Source organism: Ferrimonas sediminum (genome assembly GCF_900100175.1).
Classification (GTDB): Bacteria; Pseudomonadota; Gammaproteobacteria; order Enterobacterales; family Shewanellaceae; genus Ferrimonas; species Ferrimonas sediminum.
Genome location: NZ_FNEM01000008.1, coordinates 132,655 through 148,786 on the forward strand (window position 1 = coordinate 132,655; position 16,132 = coordinate 148,786).

Consider the following 16,132-nt stretch of genomic DNA (forward strand, 5'->3'; position numbering starts at 1 on the left):
CCGCCGTCCCGGCAAAAACGGTAGGCTTCATCAAGCAAGATGCTGCAGACCTATTGCAACTTAAATTTGCCCACCACGGACTTCAACTGACTGTTGGCGGCTGCCAGATTGGTTGCCTCGTTAGCGGTCACCTGGCTATTCGAGGACAACTCAACCACGATTCCGCTAATGGTGTTAACGTTGCGACTGATTTCGCTGGAAACCGAGCTTTGCTCTTCTGCCGCCGTGGCGATGTGGGTATTTAAGTCGTTGATATGACCCACGGAGTCCACGAAAGTATCTAACTTCTGAGCCACCAATGAGGTACGTTCTACGGTTTTTTCACAGGTCGACTTGGCGGTCTCCATGGCGGAAACGGTAGAACTGGTACCACGGTAAAGCTTGGTCAATGTCGCTTCGATCTCAGCGGTACTGGTTTGAGTCCGGGCCGCCAGAGCCCTCACCTCATCAGCAACCACGGCAAACCCTCGGCCATACTTACCGGCGCGGGCGGCCTCGATAGCGGCATTGAGCGCCAATAAGTTCGTCTGATCAGAGATTTCGCCGATCACTTTCAATACATTGGTAATCTCCAAGGTATCCTTCTCAATCCCGGTGATATTTTCGGCAGTAGTTTCAACATCATCAACCAACTGCGACACCGATGTGGTTGCCTCTATTACTAAATTTCTAGATTCTATGACTTGTGAATTGGTGCTATGAGTAGACTGGGACGCTTCCGCCGCATTGCGAGCCACATCATGAGCAGTGGCACTCATCTCCTCGACGGCAGCTACAATTTGTTCCGTTTCTTTGTTGTGGTCAATCAAGATCGCATTGTTGGCATCAGATTGCTTCTTCACTTGAACGACGCTGTTCGAGATGTGGTTTGATGACTGGGACACTTCAAGCATTAGAGACTGCAAATTTCCAATGAACCGGTTGATCTCTTGAGAGATCTGCCCAAGGTCGTCATCGCCGGTGACCGGCAAACGACGGGTCAAATCTCCGTTACCTTGGGACAAATCCATAACCACTTCTTTAAGCGCATGTATCGGGCGATACAGTACTTTTAGAACAGCAAGAACAACCACAATGCCAACAGCCAACATGATCAGCGAGGACACAATGGCGTTGGTGAGTGCCCGGTCAACCGGAGCATAAGCTACCGATTTATCAACGCCGATAAACAGGTACCATTTCTTACCATTGACCAGGGGAATCTCTTTGGTAAAGGCCAATTTTTCAACACCATCAAGCTCATAGTGAACCGAGCTTTCTTCATCGGCATGCATGCCATGAAGCACATTTTCCATACCAATGTCACTGAAACGGGTTCCAGGCATGAGCTTGCTTGAGTTGGTTGCAATCGCCTTGCCGCTTTCATCAATGATGGCGGTTACTGCACCCGGAAAATTCACATTTTTAACGGTGTCATCCAATATACCCAGCTCAATATCCCCAAGTACAACACCATTGGAAACGCGTTTCATTACCGATATCAACGGCTTGCCGCTGAACGCATCGGTATAAACGTCGGTAACATCGAGTACGCCACTGGCTATCCCTTGTTGGTACCAGGGGCGATCTCGTGGATCATAGTGTTGTGGGTCAGCCACGCCATTATTCCAAATCCCTCCAACAATGTTGGAGTAGGCACGGCCACTCTCGGTGGCATACAGAACTTGGTTGATTTCACTCACCTTGCTCGTAAGCTTCGCGATTTCTACATATTTTTGGCTGTTCGAGCCCGGTACATATTCATCCGCAAGTGTTGCTATCGTGTTGCTTTTCCCCTCGAACCAGGCCGCAATTTTGTTGGCCTCATAGCGAAAAATGGCTTTGGACTGGGCTTCAATGCTGTTGATCGTGTTCTCTTTAATAGTGAGATAAGATTGCCAATTGGCTATTAGCAAGCAAGCACTAACCAGCAGGACAACCGAAGCTATCATTGAACTCTTGAACCCTAAGGACTTCACCGATTTTCCCCTTAAACTGACTGCAAAACCTGTACTCACAGGACTTCTCCGTCCTGCGGTAAGGAGTAGGGGGTGATCCTAACGGTTAGAGCCAGCGTCCTCTAATACGAATCCATATGACTTTTTGAAAAGAAAAGAAGATTCATGACGCTTGTGGGGTTTATCGGCACCATTAAGTGAATAAACTCCACCTCAATGGTCTCTACTCAGCGTGAGCCTTAACAAGAGGGGGCCTTAATAAGACACCCATGTTATCCGTATCGATAAGGCATTGATCGATAACGGCCATAAGATGGGTGTCTTTGTAACTGGCATTCATTCCGGTGTGCCGGCTTCTGCTGAAGCAGACCACCAACACCGGTGAACCTAACCTCTAGCCAGGTAACCAATACAACACCAGAATACCCAGGCAACCGATAGCCAGAAGACCGGGGTAACGCAAACCTGGCGGCATCAGCAGACGATCTGTGAGGGTAGGGGGATGGCAGTGGATACAACGGCCATGGTGAGAGGGGAGCTCCCTCTGACATTTTGAGCATTGCCTCATAATCACTCCTTGAAACTCAAGCGCACTCCTGTGCGCAGGTCTACCAGCGTAGCACCGGCTCAGCCAGCGTAAGGCGACATAGATCAAAGGAGTTTTTAATCTTCCACTGTCTGGAAGACCGCTCTGGCGCCAATAGCGGTCATCGGCTAACGACGAAATCCTGCGTAACTGTGATTTGCCCCCCTACAAAACACCCGCAGGAACGTGTAACGTAATAAACTAAATAATTCAGTTAGATGCAGCTTATCGAATGTGTGATTGGTGAGCACTGTTGTTCGTCGATGGCGAAGCTTGGCTGAAATTTGACACAGAAAAATATAAAGTCATAAATATCAATATGATACAGGTTTGCATCTACTAACGAAGGCAATGTAGCAAACACACTGTATGGAGACGCAGTATTGCATCGTACCGCCTTTGTTCGAGCCAGACCCGCCTTTCGTGAATGTTGAACTAATGACTAAGATATAATTTCATTTTTAATATGAGGATGTTAGCGACAGTTAGCTCCCTATGTGCGTTCACGATAGGCGATGAGATCCCGCTGTAGGAAAGGCGGCACATTGCCGCATAACAATCTGTTAAATTTATTAAGGAAGTCTGGACCTCATGTACAACCTACTAGTAACAGCGAGAGATGGCGCTTGGGATGATGGTTTCTACGAGTTCGACAAGAGCCGATTTCTCGAATATACAAACGAGGATATAGCTTCTGCTCTGAAAGAATTAAGTAGCTCCCACATTGAAAACCTGAAAAGCTACCCAAGCTTGTTCGCGTATGAAGGTGAGGACTCTGATGTACGTATCGGTTATATCAAATCTATCAAGGAACGTGGTAGAAACCTCTTAATCGAATTTGAATTCCAACACGATATTGAACCAATCCCATTTGATCAAATAAAGCCGATTGCTCCACTGCTTGATATCCGCAGTTGGGAAATGAACAGAACCCACTGGGCAATAAAAGACGAAGACTTATTTCAAAGGCTACGAAATAAGGGGATTTTGGAGGCCGGGCGGGAATCAATAAAAACAAAGCAGAGAAGGCCGACGGCCGAAAAGTCTAAGAACCCAAAGATCACCACAGTACAGGGCTTTATCGGTAAGGTTCTATCAACTAAAGAAAGAAGTGGAAACGAGGTTTTTTATCGAGGCCACTCCAACAAGAGGAAGTACAAGCTGGAGCCATCTCTATTTCGTAAAGATGTAGATGGAAATTACCTATACAAGGACAACGAGCACATACTGTACCGTGAGTTGTTAGTTTCAAACTCTGCTGACTTTCAATCAGATGTTTACACCCTTGATAGTCTAGTCCGCATGCAGCATTACTCGCTGCCTACACGGCTACTTGATATTACTTCTAACCCACTAATTGCTCTCTACTTCGCCTGTAAGTCGGCTGCCGATGAAGAGGGGGAAGTAATTGTCTTCTCAACGAAGCGAAAAGGTGTGAAGTATTTCGACTCAGATGTGGCCAGCTGCATTGCGAATCTCGCTCGCTTGCCTCAATCAGAAAAAAACAAGATTATGTTTGATGGAGATGAGTTTAACGAGCAGCCACAAATTAAACGTCTTCTTCATTTCATAAGAGAAGAAAAGCCTTTTTTCGAAGCGGCTATCATTCCTGACGACTTGAGAAAAATCATTTGCGTCAAGGGAAAACAGAGTAACGATAGGATTTCATCACAATCAGGAGCATTCCTTCTATTTGGCTTGGATGCAGTCTTTGATGAAGAGGGAACGCCTGAGATCAAAGTGTCCAGAATCACTGTTTCGAATAAAGAATCCATATTGGAAGAGCTCGACCTACTAAACATCAACGAGAGCACTGTGTTTCCATATATCGAAAACTCTGCGAAGTATGTCGCTGAAAAATTTAAATTTGACAATTCAATCCAGCCGACCGCTGAAAATAGCGACTGATTGATGCGTTAGGTTCTAATTGGGCATTGTTAAAACATATAGGAAAGTTAAGATTTGAGTATCGAGTTTTTGAAAACTGATTTTGATAAAGTTAGCTATCTAGCAAATATTCTGACTGCTAGAGCTACTGGAATGGCTTCTGATTCTAGTGAATATGAAGCATTGAGAAAAGACTTGCTCAGCAATCCCGCTATCGCCCTATATTTACCACCATTGGTAAGGCAGCATAGAAATTTGGATTCGTTTTGGGGATTCATCCAGCCGAAATTTTCAACTTACGCTGAGCGCAGAACCTACATATCAGAGCATTTTACTAAGTTGCTTGATGCTCTTGAGTTAGGTTCACCCATTCAGTCATCGCCGGCAGCGCCGATGCTTACAGCCCCACCTCAAAGTAATCCTGTGCTACAACAAATGCCAGCAACTAGAAACAAGAGAAAAGTGTTTATAGTTCACGGTAGAGATAATGGAGCGAAGCAAGAAGTTGGCAGGTTTATCGAGAGTTTAGGCTTAGAAGCTATCATCTTACATGAAAAAGCCAGTTCAGGAATGACCATCATCGAAAAAATCGAGCATTACTCAAATGATGCTGACTTTGCCTTGGTATTATATACAGCCTGCGATAAAGGTCGTGGAGCGCATGAAACGAAGATCCCAGCAAGGGATAGAGCGCGACAAAATGTTGTCTTTGAACATGGCTATTTGATGGCCAAGCTTGGCAGGAAGAATGTGTGTTCTCTAGTCAAGGGGCAAATAGAAACTCCAAATGACATTAGTGGAGTAGTGTACGTACCGCTCGATGACTTTGGTGCTTGGAAGAAAGAAGTTGCTAAAGAGTTGAAGGCGTGTGGTTATTCGATCGGTTCAGTTTTTTAATGAGAGCGACACGCCTTATATTATCATGCAATATTACCCCTTATCTATCGAGGATAAAGTAGATAAATGAATGAGTTCTTAATGGGTGTTTTCGCTAGCATCGTAGCTACCGTGGTTGTCGCCATTATAGTTAAATGGATTTGGCCAGATTTCAAAGATCGATCTTTGTATAACGGGATTCGAGTAGAGGGTATATGGGAGATAATCGAATTACGCAATGGAAAGAATGTTAAAGTAGGTCAAATTGAGTTAACACAGCAAGGCCGTATTGTAAAAGGCACAAGCACCCGAACAAAAACTAGAGACGGGAAAAAATCAGAAAGAAAATTTCATTATCACGGCTTTATCAACGGCCATCAGGCAACTCTGATTTTTGAGGATGCTAAGGGGGTGGGCTTTGATACCGGAACCTATGTTTTTACGGTTCAGAACGATGCCAAAACAATGGTCGGCATGGCCACTTTCCACGGTAAAGCCGAGAATAAAATAGTTTCTGAACCAAGAACTTTAATCAAGGCAGTATGTTAAAGTGTCTAACAAGCGCTTCCAGCATGAAGCCAAAGTCTGCGTGTTTTTGTGTTGCTCGCTGCGCTCGAACATTAACACATAAACACTCCGGCTTCGGCGCAGATGAAGCGGGCGATAGACCCCAAGTCCCTGAATGGCCGGAATGTGGCGACAGGAGTCCCTGACGTTGCCCTTGGTGGTCAAGGCGAACTTGATAGCAGTTTTGCTCCGCTATAAGCTTTCAATTTCATTGCTGGTGGCAAGTATCAAACACGGACGATGATGATGGGAAGAGTCAAAGAAAGGGGCAAAATGGTTATATATGCATTTATAACAGGGGCTCTGTTTGGAGCTGCCTTAGTTGGTGTAGCATATTTTATTGTTTAGCGAACAGACCCGGGACCTATGCTTTCCCGTTCCGGGAGGCTGCTGCCATGAATGGCTACAATGTGGTGTGTGCTGTTATTCAACATTCAGGTCAGATTGATTCATCGATTGTATTAAGGGCAGATCTCAGCAACGCCCAAAGGGGCTCACGTTTTTCTGTTTCTGCCAAACAAGTGTGCGTAGCCACCTCTCATTTATCGCTATTTTTACTAAATTTTCTTCATTGACGATCCAGTTCACACATTAATCCTGAGGTACGGGATCGACTATTCTGCGGCCATAATCGACCTCCTTTTCCCATTGCGTTCAGTTTACCTTTTCTAATGCTAAAACAATGAAATAGCAGAGGATTTGATGATGAACCAATATTGTAAACAACGAGGCGCTCTGACATTGTGCGCCAGTGCGTTGATCGCGCTCTTAACGGGGTGTGGCAGCGACAATGACAGCACCCCCACCCCCCCTGACCAGAATCTGCCACCGGTAGCGGGCGAGGTATCGGCGATTGTCGTTATCGGTGAGGATACCTCTATCGACGTTCTGGCCGAGGCCAGCGACCCGGAGGGCGACACTCTTACGCTGTCAGAAGCAAAGGTAGTAGTGGGTGCCGGTGAGGCGCGGGTGGAAGATGACCTGCTGTGGTTTGTATCCAGCGACTATGGAGCAGCCCAAATTGAATACGTCATCAGCGACGGTAACGGTGGTGAGACCCGTGCTGTTGCCGATGTGGACGTGAAAGCCAGCATGCAGGAGTACGCCGGTACCCAAACCTGTCTGGGCTGTCACAAAGACAAGGCCAGCTTCTTGGAAACCGGGCATAACTGGAAGTTCACCAAGATTGAAAACGGCCAGGCGCCCGATCTGCCCTTTACTTCCCTGGATGGTGCCTTCGAGCTGTATGAAGGTGTCGAAAACAGCGCAGGTACACCGGAGAGCTGGAGCGACATCAGTTACTTGTTGGGAGGCTTCCAACGCCAGGCGATTCTAGTCGATAAGAATGGCTACATGATCAACGGCACCAAGGCGATGTTCGATGTGCTGCCGAAAGGGGAAACCCTGGACGAGACTCGGGTAGTTCCTTTCGCCCCGGGTGCGGGCGGAGACGGCATGCCTTACAACTGTGGCCACTGTCACAACACCGGCTGGCGCGACTACACTTCGGAGCCTGGTGATGATCGTAACCACAACCGCCAGGATGGCCTGATCGGTATGGAGGGCACCTTTGCCCAGGCTGGCGTACAGTGTGAAGCCTGTCATGGTGCCGGCGGTGATCACGCCAAGAGCCCCAGCAAAGACAACATCACCCGCGTTGCCAAAGGTCGCCTTCGTGCCGATCTGACGGCAATGAACCAAGCCTATGGTGATGCGATTGCCTGTGGCGAGTGCCACACCAAAGCCGGCGAGCGTTGGTATAAAGACGGTTATATGACCAGCTATGACGAGAAGTTTGGCGGCGACACCATCGGTGGCTTCGTTAAAGACTACTTCGAAGAAGGTCGTAATGCAGGGGACGCGCTGCTGGGCTATGACCCGGATACCGGTGTCGCCACGGGTGCCAAGCGGATGTTCCAGTGTACCCACTGTCACAACCCTCACCTGTCCACCAACTTCCAGGATAAGCCGGGTCACAGCGAAGCGCTGACAACCGAATGTAAGGATTGCCACCCGAGCGTAGAGTTTACCGATGGTGTTGGTGCCATGCATGGCGTAATGGCAGAGTGTACCGATTGCCACATGCCGAAGAACTCCCACCTGTTCAAGATTGATCTGTCCCATGCGTCAGAGGACCCGTATCAATACGGCAAGGACGGTCAGTACCGCCAGCCCTGGCTGAGACCGGTACAGTCCTGTGGAGGGTGTCACGCAGAAGACTATGACGATCGTGCAACCAGAATCGGCAAGGTTCACCAGTAAGTTGTATCGTTAAATCGTACAAAGACACCGGGCTTGCCCGGTGTCTTTTTTTATCTGGAGGAGTTGGGAGTCAATCGACCCTTGGCTTTGCTTGGCAGCCGCGCTGCTTAAGGAGTTTTGTCAGTTGGCAGGCGCCATTCTGACTTCCGTTTGCCCGAACATCGGGGAAGCGTACGGTTGGAACGTGGGCGGGGTCACAGACAGCTAAATATTATGATGTTTGAATAACTTGGATTTTGGTATCCCAATGTAATTTAAGTCATTCTCTCAGTTAACAAAAATGGACATGATAGCAAGGAGTTTAGCTATGGCACACGAGCACTTTTGGTTTGGCGGTATGTGGTTTTTCCCTTTTTTTTGTCTGCTGCTGTTTGTGGGAGTGGCTTACCTTGTCATCAGCCATTTAGGCCGCAATCGTAGTGGTGGAACTGCCCCGGATTCAGCGGTTGCTCAATCTGCATTGGATATTCTCAAAGTGCGTTATGCCAAAGGCGAACTCACCCTGGATGAGTTCGAGCAGATGAAACGGGATATTCAGCGGTAGCAGGCCATTCTGATCACTTTCTTCTCTAGTTGAACGACAACTTGCGCTTGGCTTTAATCATACAACAGCGACAAGCTGCTCTCTCCGGTAACGGAAAAAGCGTCATCGCTTTTGGGGCGGGTTGTGGTTAGCAATCCGTGCCGCTCAGGGAAGGCTTGTCCCAGCAATCGGTATGTGTGCGGTGACGACGGCAAGGCCCGTCAGCCCTGGCCGAGACCGGTGCCATCCTGCCAAGGGGGCACCCACACAACGACGACGACAAAGCTTCGTGAGTCGAGCGGATTCACCGATAAATCGTACTCTAAAGCCAAACTGAAATAGAAGGCCCGCCGATGCGGACGGGCCCTTTTTAGCGTAACCCGAAGGCTGGTTAGGAGGTGGCTGCGGATTCGGTTTTTCCTTTAACGATGCTCTTGATAAACCCATAGGTTAGCGGAGCGAGGCACAAGCCGAAGGCCGCAAAGATCACGATGCAGTAATCGGCCATGCCAAAGCCGAGCAGGCTCCACTCAAATTCGCCGCAGATTCCGCCTGGCTTGAACTCTGTTGGCCACCACTGATCCAGCGGCAGGCCGGTCAGGAACTTGGGTTCCAGCGAGCAGGCATTGGCTCCGGCACCGCTGGCGAACAGATCCCCGCTTTCGTTAAGCTTATGCATCGCTTTTTCGATTCCGGCCAGCTTTACAGAGCACACCATTCCGTAGATTACCCCGACCCAGGCGCCGGTTAGCCCGGCCAGTTTCAGGCCAACCTGCTTTGGGTTTATTAGAATCAGGGCGCCGGCGATCAGGATGAAGAACTGGGCTTCCCGAATGTAGACGCATTGTTCGCAGGGCTCGCCTTCGAGCCACCACTGGAAGTAGAGGCTGGCGCACAGCAGGGCTGAAAAGGCGATACCGGTCATTACCCACCAGGGCAGTCGGGTGTCCTGAAGTTCCGCCGGGTTGGTAAACAGATCCCGGAAAAATTGAATAATCTGGTTCATCTTATCTCCTTACAGATTGGCGGCGATGGTGTCGTCAAGATCCTTTAATGAGCCCACCGTGGCGGTGTTCACCAGTTTGTTGCCATTGATGACAATGGCTGGAATACCTCTCTCCAGCGCAATCGTTTTGGCAATGGTACGGTCGTAGGCCAGCTTCTCTTGAGCCTGGGGAGTATTCAGAGCGGTTTCAAACGCTTCTCTGGAGATGCCAGCAGCCTTCAGGCCGATATCACGCAGAGTGCCCTCAACCGCGGTCTTTCCTTTTACCGAGGCCAGCTTTTTGTCATGCACGGCACTGTACATGGCGAGTTTTGCCTTTTTGTACTGTTTCTCGCCTATGGTTGCCGTGGCCGCCAAAACCTGACACGCCTCTATACCCAGTTCGCCTTTACTTTCCAGGCAGATGGCCTGAAAGGTCGTCCCGGTAGGAAGGTGCTTGATCATGTTAGGGGTAACCGCTTTTTCGTACTTGTAGCAGAAGGGGCAATAGACGCTGTATACCTTTTGGACGGTACTATCCAGCTCAGGGGCGTCGATGTGAATGACTTCGGCAGCATGAACTCCAAAGGATAACGCGATAGTTGCCAGTAATGTGGACAGAGTCTTTTTCATGATTATGACCTCTCAGTGAGAAAGAAATAGAGATAATTTATCTAACAAAGTTAATTGGATTATTAGTGCTTGCTTTTGGCTGTTCTATTTTTAGAAGGCGTATTGTGCCCCTATATATAAGATGTTGGCCGTATTCTTGTATCCATACCAGGCATGAAGTTGACGCAATGCCAGGCTGGTTTTAATTTTTTTGGAAAAGTTATAGGAGAGGCTAATATCAGCACAGTAGCCGTTTTTATCACCATCGGTTTCCGATACTCCACCATACATGATATCCGCATGTTGCTGAGTTCGGTCATGCATGCCAATATATTGAACGCCAACGGTTGTTTTGTCGGTAATCGGCTTATCAAGCCTGAATTCTACGTGGTAACCTCCCCAGTCACCTTGAAAATCGGTTCCCCAGGCGTTAGAACCCGTAGAATACATATAACCGCCGCTAAAGTACCAACTGGCGCCCAAGGCTTTAATATCATACGACAAGCCAAGGGCGAGATTATTCTCATAGCCATTAACATTGTAATAGGAGACATTTTTGAACATCGTGTTCAAGCCTTTGATACCGGTTTTAAAATCACCGGTAAATGCCAGTTTGTAGGTGGACCAATCTTCTCCGTTATTGGCTGGTCCGCTGTAGCTGGCGGATTTTTCGAGGTTATCGACGATACCTACCGTGACTACTCTTCCCCAGTCTCCGGCATTGATGTTGGCCAGAGAGACGGTAGTACGGTCAAACTGGTTGAGGTTATCGTCCAGCGACTGGCTTTCGTGGAGCAGGTATCCGATAGAGACAACCGTTTTCCCGGCTGCGGCAGGCCCGCAAAGGCCTAGCAGTGCGCAAGCCAGGGTGAGTCTGGATAGCGTTTTCATCACATATTCCCCATAGAGGGGTACCTTAGTACCCCGTTTTTGATGTTATTTACCGAACTGGCTGGCTGGATTGATCAAAACGGCCCGGTAGTGGGGAGTGTTGTTCTTTTCAGACAGCACATCGATCTCCACTTTGACCTCTTTGGTGTCGTAGTCGATCTCATTGATCTTGCCGATAGTGGGAACGCCGGGTTTGGTCAGGTGAACAGAGCCCCCGAAGCCAAACATGGTATTGCGGTCTGCCATATACTCGACGTTTGAGGTGATGGGGGAGTACCAATCGAAGCCGCGTTGTTTGCCATACTCCCAGGTCTGTTGAACGGTCATCTTCTCTTCGTCGATCTTGTACTCCACGAAGCGGCTGTACTTCATCTCCTGTAGGGCCGGCTGGTCGTAGCCGCGACCGTCACCGTTATCCAGCACGGTGAGGCGATCTTTGTCGTCATTTAGCCAGGCGGTATGCTGGGTATAGGTGAAATCGAACTCGCCGTCACAAACGCCTTTTTCATTGCAGCTAATCTTGCGCCCCTTGGCGTCTACAGGTTGTAACACCTTGGTGGCAAGCTCGCCTTTCCAGCCCGCTTTGGGGGCCAGGATCCATTTTACTTTCTTATCGCGGGTAACCTTGGCGACGCCCTGATGGCGGAAAGAGAGGATGATGGAGTCATCCTTGGGGTCGTAGTCGATTGAGTTGATGTGCGCCCAGTTTCGGCCGGCACCAATACCCGGTATGTCGCCGTATGGGGCGTCTATTGCCAACTCTCCGGCTTTTTCCCCCATGTGGTCCATATCGACGTTCAGACAAACGGCCCCCATATCCAGCGCTTCCAGCAGCGCATCACGATAGGGATCCATGATCTCTGCCAGATTCCATACATCGACGAGGTTGCCATCTTTGTCCAACTCCAGGATATGGTCGCGAACGGTATGAACGATGTCACCACGGTCGTTGATATAGTTGCTTTTTGCCGCTCGAACCAATGAGTGGCCGTTGGGCATGATGTTGTGCTCGTGGGAGGCGTCCTGGTAGCCTCGGGGAAGGCGTTTGGTGTCAATTTGGCCGAGCAGGTTGAACGTGCCGTAACGCTGGCCAGAGACGAAGGTCAGATCGCCATTACCGGTATCATGAATACCCATAAAGTAGCCGCGTTTATTGATATCAATGTCGGTGGCATCATAGGTGGCATCCTGATCGAGCCACCAGCGGATCTGGCCCTGAGTATCGACGATGTAGTTGATGGGCGGCATCTCGAATGGCAATGAGCCTAAAGCGGGTGACGACTCAAAGATGCCGGCATCTTTGGTTTTTTGGCCTGACCAGTGAAGGTCGGAACCCTGGTGATTGTAGGTACTGGAGTTAACCAGGTAGAGGCGATCCTCGAAGCCTTTGGCGACGGTCTTAACCTTGATCTGTTGCATTAACGAGATGTTGCGGTTGTCGACGTATTTATTGGTGATGGTTCCAGTCAGGACTTTATAATCTTCTGTGATTTTTTTGCCATCAAGCGTGTACTTCACGGTAACGTTGTTTGTGTGATTAGCGTAAAGACCGAACAACGGGATTCCGTCGTGGGTGTTGATGGTTTGTTGGCCGACTGGATAACTGATTTCTACTCCCTTTTTTCCTTTTCCATGGACGGTAACCACGACATCTTTGGGATGTTTACTGTTAAGGTCGATGAGCGCGGTTAGCGGCGAGGTTCCGTAGGGATCGACCAGAACAGCGCCTAAGTTGCCAGCGGGGGGAGCCGGTTTGAAGCCAGCGGCGACTGCACCAAAGGATCCCAGGCACAGGGCGGTAACTAATGCGACTTTAGATATTTTATTCATCATCATCTTTCCGTAATTATGAACCAGTTATGATTACTAATTATGCTGCTTTTAGGTCAACAATCCTCAACTTGTTATTACGGCATTGGTGACCTGTAAATACGATATCGCTTAATAGAAAACAAAACTGATAACGGTGATAATAAAGATGGGAAACGTGTCTTTGTTGTGTTGATCGGGGTATCAAAATCAATCGTTAATCGGGTGTTGATCGATGATTGTTGGAAAACTGTTTTCGGTGTTCTATCGTTTTTGCGATCGCTGTCACGAAACTTTTGATGTTTATAAAAATCTTGTCTGTAAGAGCGAAGTAGTGTAATAATCTCAGTGAGAATAAATTTAATGGAGAGGTGATATGAGAGCGAGCATTATAAGGGAGGCTAAGCTTGAAATATCAAAGTGTGGGCCTGGTAGTATCTCAGTGCTGGCGCTCTCTAAAAAGCTTGGTATTTCTAAAAACTTTCTTTATTCAGAATTTAAAAATAGAGAGGGTATCGTTGGCTCGGTTTTGATAGAACTATTTTCAGGACTATATAACACAGGCGTATCCGTGAACAACTGTGAGCATTTTAATGCCAAAGAGAAAATAGTTGCATACTATTCGCTGTGTGTTATTAAGCCTTTGATTAATAGGGGTGATATTGGGGTCCACTTTCTTTTACACAACATGCCGTTTTGGGTAGGCCTGGATGAAGATAAAAAGGAGGAGATGAAAGTCGCGTTTAAACTCCATTTTGACTTTATTGAACGAGTGATGGTAAGGCATGGAATAGAGCATTCACCAGATTTTCTTGAGCTGGCAAAGGTAAAGCTCAATGCTTTGGAGCGTGGATTGCTTCTGACTATGGCAAACATTCTCAATCCCTGCCGAAAGCACCAAGCTAAAGACATCATCAATATCATCTCTCACGAAGTGAAGGGACTGTTTGTAACTCATTCAGAACAGATTGATCAAGATAAAGTGTCCGTCTGGGTTGAGGCCTTCATTAATAGCCTTCCTGAATGGGCTGACTGACTACACGAACTTGTTATTCATATGCAAATTATAGCAAATGAGATGATTCCTTTTGTAAAAGGTTGATGAAGGCGGAAACTTTTGGCGGCATAATACCTGTCGAGTGATAAATTGCATTGAGTTCGCGCATTTCATAAATGATATCTTCTTTCATTACCTCAACCAACTTCCCTAAGTTTCTATCTGAATTAGTCATAAAGTCAGTAATACATGCAATCCCTGCACCTTCTAAAGCTAGTTTTCTTAATACTTCACCACTAGAGGCAATAATATTTGGTGAAATCTTTGTTGGATTGCCGCTGTTATCCAAAATAGGCCAGGTATTAAGAACGGAAGGTCCATCTAAACCAAGAAGTATATGATTTTTAAAGTCCTCAGGTTTTTGTGGGAATCCATACTCTTTTAGATAGGAGGGGCTAGCTAGCAGTCTACGCTTACTCACTCCAATTGGTGAAACTCCGTAATTTGTGTCGTTTATTTCGCCAACGCGAATAGCGATGTCAGATTTCTTTTCGATAATATCAACAACTTCTTCATTATTTTGAAGGTGTACTTTTACTTTTGGGTATTTCTGGGAGTAAATTTTCACGATCGGGCTTACTAGGTGAACGAGAACGGGCGAAGCACCATTGATTCTTAAGGTTCCGCTGGGTTCACTACTAACAGACCTGAATACACATTCAATATCATCTATTGTTGCGCTAATGCTTCTGGCGTATTCAATTAACTTTAAGCCTTCATGAGTAAATTCCAAGTTTCGAGTATTTCTTAAAATCAAGCTGGTGTTAAGCTTGGATTCTAGTCTGGTTAAACTGCGACTAATAGTGGAAGGCATTACACCCAGTTCATCCGAAGCTCGACTTATTGAGCCTGCCTCATAAACGGCCACGAAACTTTTAAGTTCATCTAAAGTAATGCGTTCTCTCACAATTAAACCTTTCAGCATCAGTTTTATAACATTATTTATAGCATTAATTGATAAAATAGGCCAACCATTATGGTTGGCCTGCTAATTATTAGAAATAATAGCCCAAATTAATGTTAACTCGCTTATCCCACTTATCAAATTGGTCCGAAAGCCCGACGTGGTTGCTGCGAGAGGACCACAGCATGTTCTTGCCGACGATGAAATCGAACCAGGCAAATACGGGACCTTTGCCGACGCTCATGCCTGTGACGTTTTGGTAGCTGTTATCGAACTCTTCTGATTCAGGGCACAGTGCGCTAAAGTCGTTATAGACCGTCATTACTCCCCAGCCCATATCGGCTTTACGTGCCAGGTTGAAAGTGAAAGCACTGGCTTCAGAAGCGATCTCGTAGCTTGCGCCGACCAAGCTAAGCGCTACTTTGTTTTGGTATTCAGTAGCTACATCGAAATCATACTTGAGGTACTGGGCTTGAACCTTCCAGTTATCGATGGCGCCTTCATAATGTACTGCGTAGGCATAACGATTCTCTTTACTGCCGTTGGAGGCATCGTACATCTGTCCATATTCAAGTGAGGCGCCGATAGTTGAGTCAATACCAAGCACATCCGTGAATATTGAGTGGCGCAAGTTGATTTGGTTGGTTTCCTCATAATTGTAATCGGTACCGTTTACCTGCCCTTGGTACTGATCGGCTGCAAAACGCTTGGTACTAGAAGCGGAGTTTTCGGCACCTTTGAAAAAGGCCAGGTCGGTTTGATAGCCGTCACCTTTGTACTCCAGCGCAAAGCCGGTATCATAATCGTCTTCAAAGCCGACGTAATATTGCAGGCTTAGCCAAAAGCTATTTGAAATAAAACCAATATTACCAAATGGCACCTTGGTTACACCCGCTTTCAATGTAGTGTCATCATTTAGCTTGTAATAGGCGTAGCCATGTTTTATCGCATCGAAGTCGTCTCGGAATCGATATTCCATCGATAGCCCAATATCGTCACGCTCTCCATTAAATGAGATGGCGGCCACTTCGAATTTAAAATCACCCAGTTTGTCTTTGGATGCTTCAATGTAGTCCACGTAGGAATAATTAACCCGAGTCATTCCTCCGAATTCGTAGTTATCAGCCGCTAGAGAATTTGTAGTGAAAAGCGTAGAAGCAACAATGAGTGCTATAGTCTTATATTTGTTCATTGGTTTTCCATTTATTTATTCAGCCGCACACTCTATTGAATTAT

13 protein-coding genes are annotated in these 16,132 nt (G+C 47.3%); 6 read left to right on the top strand and 7 right to left on the bottom strand.

Annotated elements, in window-relative coordinates; genetic code table 11:
• Window positions 1-50: 50 nt before the first annotated feature.
• Window positions 51-1,997: a methyl-accepting chemotaxis protein gene (locus tag BLT77_RS11160; RefSeq protein ID WP_342707542.1), complete on the bottom strand. Its 1,947-nt coding sequence runs from the start codon at window positions 1,995-1,997 to the stop codon at window positions 51-53.
• Window positions 1,998-3,114: 1,117 nt separating this feature from the next.
• Between BLT77_RS11160 and BLT77_RS11165 the strand changes: the two genes are divergently transcribed.
• From BLT77_RS11165 to BLT77_RS11185, 5 genes are all read left to right on the top strand, one after another.
• On the top strand, window positions 3,115-4,431 hold the full coding sequence (locus tag BLT77_RS11165; protein ID WP_090365346.1) for an FRG domain-containing protein: 1,317 nt from the start codon (window positions 3,115-3,117) through the stop codon (window positions 4,429-4,431).
• Between the two features lie 54 nt (window positions 4,432-4,485).
• The gene (locus tag BLT77_RS11170) at window positions 4,486-5,307 is read left to right on the top strand and encodes a TIR domain-containing protein (protein WP_090365347.1); all 822 of its coding nucleotides are present in this window, start codon (window positions 4,486-4,488) and stop codon (window positions 5,305-5,307) included.
• 66 nt (window positions 5,308-5,373) lie between these two features.
• Entirely contained in the window at window positions 5,374-5,835 is a 462-nt protein-coding gene (locus tag BLT77_RS11175) for a hypothetical protein (protein WP_090365348.1), read from the top strand.
• 720 nt (window positions 5,836-6,555) lie between these two features.
• Window positions 6,556-8,115 (top strand): Ig-like domain-containing protein, encoded by a 1,560-nt coding sequence (locus tag BLT77_RS11180; protein WP_090365349.1) that lies wholly within the window; start codon window positions 6,556-6,558, stop codon window positions 8,113-8,115.
• A 307-nt stretch (window positions 8,116-8,422) separates the two neighbouring features.
• Window positions 8,423-8,659: an SHOCT domain-containing protein gene (locus BLT77_RS11185; RefSeq protein WP_090365350.1), complete on the top strand. Its 237-nt coding sequence runs from the start codon at window positions 8,423-8,425 to the stop codon at window positions 8,657-8,659.
• 370 nt (window positions 8,660-9,029) lie between these two features.
• Here the strand turns inward: BLT77_RS11185 and BLT77_RS11190 are convergent, their stop codons facing one another.
• The 4 genes from BLT77_RS11190 to BLT77_RS11205 form a co-directional block, all read right to left on the bottom strand.
• Window positions 9,030-9,644 (bottom strand): disulfide bond formation protein B, encoded by a 615-nt coding sequence (locus BLT77_RS11190; RefSeq protein WP_090365351.1) that lies wholly within the window; start codon window positions 9,642-9,644, stop codon window positions 9,030-9,032.
• Window positions 9,645-9,653: 9 nt separating this feature from the next.
• The gene (locus BLT77_RS11195; protein WP_090365352.1) at window positions 9,654-10,256 is read right to left on the bottom strand and encodes a DsbA family protein; all 603 of its coding nucleotides are present in this window, start codon (window positions 10,254-10,256) and stop codon (window positions 9,654-9,656) included.
• 90 nt (window positions 10,257-10,346) lie between these two features.
• Entirely contained in the window at window positions 10,347-11,126 is a 780-nt protein-coding gene (locus BLT77_RS11200; protein WP_090365353.1) for a hypothetical protein, read from the bottom strand.
• Between the two features lie 45 nt (window positions 11,127-11,171).
• Complete coding sequence (locus BLT77_RS11205; protein WP_245709929.1) at window positions 11,172-12,962, bottom strand: aryl-sulfate sulfotransferase; 1,791 nt, start codon at window positions 12,960-12,962, stop codon at window positions 11,172-11,174.
• Between the two features lie 349 nt (window positions 12,963-13,311).
• Between BLT77_RS11205 and BLT77_RS11210 the strand changes: the two genes are divergently transcribed.
• A complete protein-coding gene (locus tag BLT77_RS11210; protein WP_090365355.1) occupies window positions 13,312-13,971 on the top strand; it encodes a TetR/AcrR family transcriptional regulator in 660 nt (219 codons plus the stop codon).
• Window positions 13,972-13,999: 28 nt separating this feature from the next.
• Here BLT77_RS11210 and BLT77_RS11215 read toward each other — a convergent pair whose 3' ends face one another.
• Window positions 14,000-14,899 (bottom strand): LysR family transcriptional regulator, encoded by a 900-nt coding sequence (locus BLT77_RS11215; protein WP_176819290.1) that lies wholly within the window; start codon window positions 14,897-14,899, stop codon window positions 14,000-14,002.
• An 88-nt stretch (window positions 14,900-14,987) separates the two neighbouring features.
• Window positions 14,988-16,088 carry a hypothetical protein gene (locus BLT77_RS11220; protein ID WP_090365357.1) on the bottom strand — a complete coding sequence of 367 codons (1,101 nt, stop codon included), beginning with the start codon at window positions 16,086-16,088 and terminating at the stop codon, window positions 14,988-14,990.
• Window positions 16,089-16,132: the final 44 nt, after the last annotated feature.

What these genes read in the sequence shown, in the direction of transcription:
- BLT77_RS11195 (WP_090365352.1), bottom strand. Translation starts at nt 10,256, where the DNA reads ATGAAAAAGACTCTGTCCACATTACTGGCAACTATCGCGTTATCCTTT.
- BLT77_RS11200 (WP_090365353.1), bottom strand. Translation starts at nt 11,126, where the DNA reads ATGAAAACGCTATCCAGACTCACCCTGGCTTGCGCACTGCTAGGCCTT.
- BLT77_RS11205 (WP_245709929.1), bottom strand. Translation starts at nt 12,962, where the DNA reads ATGATGATGAATAAAATATCTAAAGTCGCATTAGTTACCGCCCTGTGC.
- BLT77_RS11165 (WP_090365346.1), top strand. Translation starts at nt 3,115, where the DNA reads ATGTACAACCTACTAGTAACAGCGAGAGATGGCGCTTGGGATGATGGT.
- BLT77_RS11175 (WP_090365348.1), top strand. Translation starts at nt 5,374, where the DNA reads ATGAATGAGTTCTTAATGGGTGTTTTCGCTAGCATCGTAGCTACCGTG.
- BLT77_RS11220 (WP_090365357.1), bottom strand. Translation starts at nt 16,088, where the DNA reads ATGAACAAATATAAGACTATAGCACTCATTGTTGCTTCTACGCTTTTC.
- BLT77_RS11185 (WP_090365350.1), top strand. Translation starts at nt 8,423, where the DNA reads ATGGCACACGAGCACTTTTGGTTTGGCGGTATGTGGTTTTTCCCTTTT.
- BLT77_RS11210 (WP_090365355.1), top strand. Translation starts at nt 13,312, where the DNA reads ATGAGAGCGAGCATTATAAGGGAGGCTAAGCTTGAAATATCAAAGTGT.
- BLT77_RS11180 (WP_090365349.1), top strand. Translation starts at nt 6,556, where the DNA reads ATGATGAACCAATATTGTAAACAACGAGGCGCTCTGACATTGTGCGCC.
- BLT77_RS11190 (WP_090365351.1), bottom strand. Translation starts at nt 9,644, where the DNA reads ATGAACCAGATTATTCAATTTTTCCGGGATCTGTTTACCAACCCGGCG.